Genomic DNA, 8,587 nt, shown 5'->3' with positions numbered 1-8,587 from the left:
CCTCAGGCCGAAGATAGCGTTCGCTGAAGATCAACATGAGAGAGCGCCTCCTCGTGGGGGACACAAAGGGGGCTGTCGTGGGGGACATCCACCAAGATGAACAACCTAACCTACTGTGAGGTCACGTGTTTTCACTTTAACTGATTATTGGCGGAGGGAGCGGGATTCGAACCCGCGATACCGTTTCCGGTATACACACTTTCCAGGCGTGCGCCTTCAACCACTCGGCCACCCCTCCGGGCCCGTCGCCGCGTCTCGCAGCCGCCTCAGGGGCGACCGGGCTTCGCGATTGCGTCGGGTGGCGTCGTGTACAAGCCGTGCCAGCGCCGTGCAAGCGGCGCGGACCGCAAAGCGGTCGATTCCCTCGGAAATCTCGGGCGGCTCCCCTCGGTGCCGCCGCGTGCCGGGTTCGGCCCATCCTCAGATTCGCCGTTTTCCGGCGGCATCCCGAGCCTATTCACCGACGATGTCCTGCTCCAGACGGCACGACGCCATCGGACGTGCCAGGAGACAGCGTTACCCGTGATCCGCTTCGACAACGTGACCAAAGTCTACCGGACGGACGGGCACCGGCGGACGATCCTCGATCGCGTCTCCTTCACCCTGAAGCCCGGGATCAGCTACGGATTTCTCGGGATCAACGGCGCCGGCAAGTCGACGACCCTGCGCCTGCTCGCCGGAACGGAGATGCCGACCAAGGGCCGGGTGATCCGAAATCGCCGCGTCTCCTGGCCGCTCGGGTTCGCGGGCGGCTTCCATCCCCTGATGACGGGGCGCGACAACATCATCTTCGTCGCGCGGATCTACGGCGAGGACCCGCGCCGGGTCCTCGACTTCGTCGAGGATTTCTCCGAACTCGGCAGCTACCTCGACGTGCCGATCCGGACCTACTCGTCCGGAATGGGGTCTCGGCTCGCCTTCGGCATGAGCATGGCCATCCCGTTCGACTGCTATCTCATCGACGAGGTGACATCGGTCGGTGACGCGCGCTTCCAGAAGCGCTGCGAGGACGCCTTCAACGCGCGGCGCGAGAACGCCGACGTGATCATGGTCTCGCACGGGATGGATACGCTGCGCACCTGGTGCCAGCAGGGCATCGTTCTCATCAACGGGCGTGCGATCGTGTACGAGAACATCGACGACGCCATCGAGGTCTATCGCCGCTTGAACGCCTGATGCGCGCGATCGGCGAACCGGTCGGTCATGCTTTCGCCGTGCCGGCGGTGCAAGGCTTGCAGAAGACCGGCGCGAATCTGCCGGACGACATGGAACACCAGGGCCGATGAGCGTCGAAATCCGTAATCCCCGGGGGCAACCGCTCACGACCGCCGACCGGTCGAACGCGGTGGCGGAATCGTTGCGGCAGATCGCGCGCGTCTCGCGTTTCGCGGATCGCAAGAAGGGCATCCGCTCCTACCAGAGCCACGTGAAGACGGATCCGCTGATCCCGCTGCTGTTCCTTCTCTGCTTCGTGATCCCGACGCTGGCGGCGGTCGCCTATTACGGCTTCATCGTGTCCGACCGCTTCGTGGTCGAGTCGCGCTTCGCCCTGCGTCCCGCCCTCGGCAGCGTCGAGAAGGCGGCGCCGGATCAGGTCGGCACGAATTCCGGCGCCTCGACGCACCAGATGGTGGCGCAGGACAGCCTGATCACGACCAACTACATCGCGAGCCGGCCGATGGTCGAGGCGATGGAGAAGGTCCTGCCGCTGCGCGAGATGTTCTCGCGATCCGACATCGATTTCTTCTCGCGCTTCAGTCCCGACAAGCCCATCGAGAAGCTGGTCAAGTTCTGGCACGACCGGGTCCACACCGCGATCGAATCCGGCTCCGGCATCATCACCCTCACGGTCAACGCCTTCGATGCCGAAGAGTCCCTGGAGCTCTCGAAGGCGATCCTCGCCGAGAGCGAGCGGATGGTGAATGCGCTGAGCGTGCGCGCCCGCGAGGACGCGGTGTCCGAGAGCGTGCGCGAGTTGCAGCGCGCCGAGGACCGGATGACGAAGATCCGTGTCGCAGTCGCGGCCCTGCGCAACAAGGACGGCGTGCTCGATGCGCAGAAGACGAACGAAAGCAACCTGAAGGTCATCGCCGAACTTCGCAGCGCCCGCATCAATCTCGCGGTCCAGCTGATCCAGGGGCAGCGCGACCTCTCGCCCGGGACCCGGCGCATCCAGGACATGCAGGCGCAACTGAAGGACCTCGACGACAACATCACGCGCATCGAGCGCCAATCCGCCAGCGAGGATCCGGAGCAGCGCAGGATCCTGGCGGATTCGCTCACGCGCTTCGAGGCCTTCGACGCCGATCGGGCCGATGCCGAGAAGTACTTCGCCAAGGTCCTGGTCGCCAACGAGCGCGCCCGTATCATGGCCGAGCGGCAGCTCGAGTTCTTCACGATGATCGTCCAGCCGGTGAAGCCAGAATCCTCGACGCAGCCGCGCCGCCTCCTCATGATCCTCCTGATCGCGGGTGGGGCCGCCGTGGTCTTCACCACTGCGGTCGTGGCCCGGAAGTACATGGCCTGACGCGGGAGGCTCTTGCCTCAAGCGAAGGCCCCCAGTCGCCTCGCCGAAGCGACTCGTTAACCGTCCGCTAACCCTGTGCCCGGCAAATCTTGCCGGGCCCCCATGTCCTCGGGGCGGCGAGGTCCATGATGAGCGAGACGGCGGTCGCCACGACGGCTCCGGCGACGGGAGCCGGAGGCGGTTTCGGGGAGTTCGCACGCTTCGCGATCCCGAACCGGGCGAACCTGCACGCGCTCTCGAAGCGCACCGACCTGTTCTTCGCCACCGCCGTGATGGGCATCCTCACGGTGCTCATCTTCCCGCTGCCCGCGTTCCTGCTCGACCTCCTGCTGGCCGTCTCGATCATCATCTCGGTGCTGATCATGATGACGGGCCTGTTCATCGACAACCCGCTCGAGTTCACGGTTTTCCCGACCCTGCTCCTCGTCGCCACCCTGCTGCGGCTGGCGCTCAACCTCGCCTCCACCCGCCTCATCCTCGGTCATGGGCACGAGGGCACGGCCGCCGCCGGTCACGTCATCGAGGCCTTCGGCAACTTCGTGATGGGCGGCAATTTCGTCATCGGGATCATCGTCTTCGCGATCCTGATCATCGTGAACTTCGTCGTCATCACCAAGGGCTCCGGGCGTATCGCCGAGGTCGCGGCCCGCTTCACCCTCGACGCGATGCCCGGCAAGCAGATGGCCATCGACGCCGACCTCTCGGCGGGCCTGATCGACGAGAAGGTGGCCAAGGCCCGCCGCGCCGCCCTGGAGGAGGAATCCTCGTTCTTCGGCGCCATGGACGGCGCCTCGAAGTTCGTGCGCGGTGACGCCATCGCGGCGCTGCTCATCACCTTCATCAACGTGATCGGCGGCATCATCATCGGCGTCGCCCAGCAGGGCATGCCGTTCATGGGGGCGGCCAAGAGCTACACCCTGCTCACCATCGGCGATGGTCTCGCCTCCCAGGTCCCGGCCCTGATCGTCTCGACGGCGGCCGGTATCCTGGTCTCGAAGGCGGGCGTGAAGGGCTCGGCCGACAAGGCCCTCGGCAAGCAGCTCGCGAACTACCCCAAGGCGCTCGGCATGTCGGCGGGCGTGATGGTGCTGATCTCGCTCCTGCCCGGCATGCCGATGCTGCCCTTCCTCGCCCTCGGGGGCGCGTCCGGCTATGCGGCCTGGCACTTCGCCAAGGTCGCCCGCGAGGCGCCGCCGCTCGACGCCGACGGCACCCCGATGGACGCCTCCGCCGTGGCCGCCGCCCAGGCGGCCAAGGAAGAGACCGTCACCGATCTCCTCAAGCTCGACGACCTCAAGCTGGAGATGGGCTACGCCCTCCTGGCCCTGGTGAACGGGCCGGAGGGCCAGGACCGCCTCACCGACCAGATCAAGGCGCTGCGCCGGCAGTTGGCCGCGGAACTGGGCTTCGTGATGCCGTCCGTGCGCATCCTCGACAACGTGCAGCTCGACGCCAACGCGTACGTGGTCCGGGTCAAGGAGATCGAGGCGGGCACGGGGCAGATCTTCCCGGGCCAGTTCATGGCGATGGACCCTATGGGCGGCCAGGTCCAGCTGCCCGGTCAGCACATGCTCGAGCCGACCTTCGGCCTGCCCGCGACCTGGATCGACGCGTCGCTTCGCGACCAAGCCCAGCTGAAGGGCTATACGGTGGTGGATGCCGCCACAGTGGTCTCGACGCATCTCACCGAGATCATCAAGGCCCACGTCTCCGAGCTCCTCAACCATGTCGAGGTGCAGAAGCTCCTGCGCGAGCTCTCGAAGGAGCACGGGGAACTCCTCAAGGAGGTCATGCCGAGCCAGATCGGCACCACCGGCATTCAGCGCGTGCTGCAGTTCCTGCTGGCCGAGCGGGTCTCGATCCGCGACCTCGGGGCGATCGTGGAGGGCATCGCCGAGGTGGCCGGACACGTGAAGAACCCGCGCGACATCGTCGAGCATGTCCGGGCCAGGCTCGGGCGTCAGATCTGCGCCCAATACCAGGGGCCGGACGGCATGCTGCCGATCATCACCCTGTCGCCAGCCTGGGAGCAGGCGTTCCTCGACTCGATCGCGGGCGAGCGCGACGAGCGCTACCTCGCCATGCAGCCCTCGAAACTCTCGGAATTCGTCAACACCGTGCGGGACCGCTTCGAGAACGCCGCCCGGATGGGCGAGATGCCGGTTCTCGTCACCTCGGTCCAGGCCCGGCCCTTCGTGCGCTCGATCATCGAGCGCTTCCGGCGCGAGACGCCGGTGATGAGCCAGGCCGAGATCCATCCGCGCGCCCGGCTGCGGACGGTGGGATCGGTCTGAGGTAAAGCCGATCGCAGACGTATGCCCTCTGAACCCGCAGGTGTCCGGCCCGCCCCCGTGCGCAGAGAGGCCGAGGGCAGGGTGTTCGGTCAGTGGAGCGGGATCAGGCCCGGGATTTCCGGATGCGGCCGTCGATGGCCTTCGGGTCGAGGCCCGGCACGACCAAAGGCGGGGCGGGCGCCGTTTCGACGCCGGGCTCGCCCTTGATCGCACTGGCGAGGCGGTTGCGCTCGTAGAGCAGGACCACCACCACGGAAATCAGGAACGGCAGCCAGAAATAGAACAGGCGGAAGACGAGCAGCGCGGCGATGACCGAGGGCCGCGCGATGTCGGGCATCGCCACGACGAAGACCAGCTCGAACACGCCAAGGCCGCCCGGCGCGTTGGAGACGAGGGCCGCCGAGAAGGACGCGAGGAAGACCGCCAGGACGACGAGGAAGCCCGGGTTTCCGGCCTCGGGCAGCGCGAAGTAGATGATGCCGGCGGCGCCCAGGAGCTCCAGCGGCGCGGCGATGAGCTGGCGCACCATGATGCGCGGACGGGGGTATTCGAGCTTGAACGTGCGGATCGTAAGCGGCTTCAGGTGCAGCAGCGAGCCGATCACGTAGAGGGCGACGAAGCCGAGAAGGCCGGCCCCGAGGATGCGGGCGGTGGCGGGGTCGGTGAGGATCGTCGGCAGGTAGCCGTTGAGGCGGGTCAGGGTGTCGGGCAGGACGGTCAGGACGAACCCGCCGAGCAGGATCGTGCCGAGGCCGAAGGTGAAGGAGCAGAGCGCCACCAGCACCGCGACCTGGGCCGCCGAGAGGCCCTTGGCGGTATAGGCGCGGTAGCGCACCACGGCGCCGGAGAAGACGGAGGCACCGATGTTGTGCGAGAGCGCGTAGGTGGTGAAGGAGCAGACCGAGACGAAGAACCACGAGATGTGGCTGACGCCGAGGTGCAGCAGCGCGATCCGGTCGTACCAGGCGAGCGCCGCGTAGGCGACGAGGGTCGCCAGGGCGGCGAGCAGGAAGCGATGCAGCGGGATCGCCGCGAAGCTGCCCTTGATCTCGGCCATCGAGATGCCGGCGAGCTCCTTGTAGAGCAGGTAGCCCGACACGATCACGGCACCAAGGCCGATGATCGGCCAGATGAAATCGCTGATCTTCTTCATGGTGGTTCGGACGAGCCCCTGGTTCGGGCCCTCCCTGCACGACGATGCGCGGCATCGCAAGCAAGGTTCCGTCTGGCCCCGGCAGGATCGGCTCTTCCCACGGGATCATGACGGTTTCGTGCCGGCCCCTTTTCAAGACCGGCACGCAGGGGCGTCAGGCGCGGATGCGCGAGAGGCCGATCCCGTCCATCGCGGCCTGGTCGCGGGCCGCCTCGGCGGCGCGCTCGGCGGTGCGCTCGCGGTCGTCCAGGATCTCGATCTTCTTCAGGTCCTCGAAGGCCTCGCCGAGTTCGGCCTTGGCCTCGGCGAGCTGCCCTTCGAGAGCGGCCGCCGACTGGCGCATGTTGTCCCGGCGCGTCGCGGCGGCGCGGGCATAGGTCGGATAGGCGAAATGGCCGGGATCGGTGATGCCGGCGCGGCTCTCCTCGTGGGCGACCTCGCGGTCGAGCTCCAGCGCCATGCGGGTGAAATCCGCTTTCATCATCTCGATCTGCGTCACGCGCCGACGCTTCTCGTCGACCTGGAAGCGTCGCAGCCGGATCAACGTGTCACGGGATTTCATGGACGGTTTCACTCCACGCAACGCACGGCTTGCCGGTGTGCCGCGACGGCGCACCGGGCCCGACGTTCGCGAGACGCGTCCGCCCGCCGTTAGGGGGCGCCGACGATCTCTGCCAGGCGGAGATAACCCTCGCCGATCGAAGTTGCTTCTTCCTTACCCTGACCCAGAAAAGCCTCCATTTCCGGCATCAGGGCGACGGCCTCGTCGACCTCGGGCGAGGCGCCCGCCCGGTAGGCCCCGAGCCGGATCAGTTCCTCCATGTCGGCATAGGTTGAGAGCAGGCGGCGAGCGCGCCGGACGGTGGGCAGATGCGCCGGGTCGCAGGCCTTCGGCATCGTGCGGGAGACCGAGCGCAGGACGTTGATCGCCGGGTAGCGCCCGCGCTCGGCGATGCCGCGCTCCATCACGATGTGGCCGTCGAGGATGCCGCGCACCGCGTCGGCCACGGGCTCGTTGTGGTCGTCGCCCTCCACCAGGACGGTGAACAGACCCGATATTGCCCCCTCCCCCGTTCCGGGGCCGGCGCGCTCGAGGAGGCGCGGCAACTCGCTGAACACGGTGGGGGTGTAGCCCTTGGCGGTGGGCGGTTCGCCGGCCGCGAGGCCGATGTCGCGCTGGGCCATGGCAAAGCGCGTGATCGAGTCGATCATGCACAGGACCTGCGCGCCCTGGTCGCGAAAATATTCCGCCACCGCCAGGGTCACGTAGGCGGCGTTGCGGCGCATCAGGGCCGGCTCGTCGGAGGTCGCGACCACGACCACCGAGCGCGCGAGGCCGGCCGGGCCGAGATCGTCCTGCAGGAACTCCTGAACCTCGCGCCCGCGTTCGCCGACGAGGCCGATCACCGCCACGTCGGCGGCGGTGTAGCGGGCGAGCATCGAGAGCAGGACCGACTTGCCGACACCCGAGCCCGCGAAGATGCCCATGCGCTGGCCGGCGCACATCGTCAGGAAGGTGTTGATGCAGCGGATGCCGAGATCGAGGGGCGGGCCGACGCGCTTGCGGGCGTGGGCGGGCGGCGGGTCGGCCCGCAGGGGGTAGATCACCGGTCCGGGCGGTAGGGCGCCTAGGCCGTCGATGGGGCGGCCGAGGGCGTCGATGGTGCGCCCGAGCCACGCCGAGGAGGGCCGGATGGCGCCTGCGGCCTCGTCGCGGACCATGGCGGGGCAGCCGCGACGCACGCCCTCCAGCGAACCGAAGGGCATCGCGAGCGCCCGCTCGCCCTGGAAGCCGATGATCTCGCAGGGTACGGCGCCGAGGCCGTTCTCCACCGCGATGTCGAGGCGCCCGCCGAGCCGCATGGCCGCCACCGGGCCCGCCACCTCGACGAGGAGGCCGCGGATGGCCACGACGCGTCCGTAGGTTTCGAGCACCTGCACGTCCGCCAGGGCGGCACGCGCGCCGGAGAGGCGTAGGCGCGCGGCGCTCGGGTCGCGGTCGGTCATCGGCACCTCGCTTAACCATTCGTTGACCGCTTTCCTTAACACCCTTGTACACTGGGTCTGTAGCGAAGGGGCTCCAGGCTTGCATGTGACCGCCGGCTCTGGCGGGCACGCGAAAAATCTTCACGGCATCCGCCACGATCGAATCCGGTGGCGCTGGGGTGACAGTTTGAAAAAAGCCCTGACGGGCAAGAGACTTGAAGGATGCTGCGGAGGCATCTGATCCGGCCGAAACGCGATCCACCGAGAACAGACCGTCAACGGTTCGAGGCATGACCGGAAGTCCAGTCAAATTGCGAGCTTGCGTCCCTGAATCAGGTTTTGTTAACGATTAACGAATAGCGTTTCACGTCAGTGACGAGGGAGCATCCGCCGCGGGCCGGTGGCGGATGAACGGCGGGGGCTTGCCCGTACGCTGCACACGGCCGGCTGGGCTGGGGACCGACGATGCGGGTACTTCTGATCGAGGACGACAGCGCAACCGCGCAGAGCATCGAACTGATGCTCAAATCCGAGAGCTTCAACACCTACACCACGGATCTGGGTGAGGAGGGGATCGATCTCGGCAAGCTGTACGACTACGACATCATCCTGCTCGACCTGAACCTT

7 protein-coding genes and 1 tRNA gene are annotated in these 8,587 nt (G+C 67.3%); 4 read left to right on the top strand and 4 right to left on the bottom strand.

From position 1 onward, the window contains the following. Positions 1 to 148: 148 nt before the first annotated feature. Positions 149 to 238, bottom strand: a tRNA-Ser gene (locus tag JWQ05_RS16795). Between the two features lie 284 nt (positions 239 to 522). Between JWQ05_RS16795 and JWQ05_RS16790 the strand changes: the two genes are divergently transcribed. The 3 genes from JWQ05_RS16790 (at position 523) to flhA (ending at position 4,821) form a co-directional block, all read left to right on the top strand. Beyond that, positions 523 to 1,176 (top strand): ABC transporter ATP-binding protein, encoded by a 654-nt coding sequence (locus tag JWQ05_RS16790; RefSeq protein WP_299660666.1) that lies wholly within the window; start codon positions 523 to 525, stop codon positions 1,174 to 1,176. 106 nt (positions 1,177 to 1,282) lie between these two features. Continuing rightward, on the top strand, positions 1,283 to 2,527 hold the full coding sequence (locus tag JWQ05_RS16785) for a capsule biosynthesis protein (RefSeq protein ID WP_299660664.1): 1,245 nt from the start codon (positions 1,283 to 1,285) through the stop codon (positions 2,525 to 2,527). Between the two features lie 128 nt (positions 2,528 to 2,655). Further along, positions 2,656 to 4,821, top strand: a complete 2,166-nt coding sequence (gene flhA / locus JWQ05_RS16780) for a flagellar biosynthesis protein FlhA (protein ID WP_299660669.1) — start codon at positions 2,656 to 2,658, stop codon at positions 4,819 to 4,821. A gap of 103 nt (positions 4,822 to 4,924) precedes the next feature. Here flhA and JWQ05_RS16775 read toward each other — a convergent pair whose 3' ends face one another. The 3 genes from JWQ05_RS16775 to fliI form a co-directional block, all read right to left on the bottom strand. Further along, entirely contained in the window at positions 4,925 to 5,974 is a 1,050-nt protein-coding gene (locus tag JWQ05_RS16775; protein WP_299660662.1) for a lysylphosphatidylglycerol synthase domain-containing protein, read from the bottom strand. 154 nt (positions 5,975 to 6,128) lie between these two features. After that, complete coding sequence (fliJ, locus tag JWQ05_RS16770) at positions 6,129 to 6,536, bottom strand: flagellar export protein FliJ (protein ID WP_299660660.1); 408 nt, start codon at positions 6,534 to 6,536, stop codon at positions 6,129 to 6,131. An 89-nt stretch (positions 6,537 to 6,625) separates the two neighbouring features. Next, complete coding sequence (gene fliI / locus JWQ05_RS16765) at positions 6,626 to 7,981, bottom strand: flagellar protein export ATPase FliI (RefSeq protein WP_299660659.1); 1,356 nt, start codon at positions 7,979 to 7,981, stop codon at positions 6,626 to 6,628. A 444-nt stretch (positions 7,982 to 8,425) separates the two neighbouring features. On the opposite strand from fliI, the gene JWQ05_RS16760 reads away from it, so the two are divergent. After that, a partial coding sequence (locus tag JWQ05_RS16760; protein WP_366944616.1) for a response regulator occupies positions 8,426 to 8,587 on the top strand: 162 nt, incomplete at its 3' end.

It is taken from the genome of Methylobacterium sp. (assembly GCF_028290105.1).
Taxonomy (GTDB): domain Bacteria; phylum Pseudomonadota; class Alphaproteobacteria; order Rhizobiales; family Beijerinckiaceae; genus Methylobacterium.
Note: the sequence above shows the minus strand (reverse complement) of the source record. Positions and strands in the feature narration are given on the sequence as shown.

Coding starts and splice junctions, on each gene's coding strand:
- JWQ05_RS16785 (WP_299660664.1), top strand. CDS start 1,283: ATGAGCGTCGAAATCCGTAATCCCCGGGGGCAACCGCTCACGACCGCC.
- fliI (WP_299660659.1), bottom strand. CDS start 7,981: ATGACCGACCGCGACCCGAGCGCCGCGCGCCTACGCCTCTCCGGCGCG.
- flhA (WP_299660669.1), top strand. CDS start 2,656: ATGAGCGAGACGGCGGTCGCCACGACGGCTCCGGCGACGGGAGCCGGA.
- fliJ (WP_299660660.1), bottom strand. CDS start 6,536: ATGAAATCCCGTGACACGTTGATCCGGCTGCGACGCTTCCAGGTCGAC.
- JWQ05_RS16775 (WP_299660662.1), bottom strand. CDS start 5,974: ATGAAGAAGATCAGCGATTTCATCTGGCCGATCATCGGCCTTGGTGCC.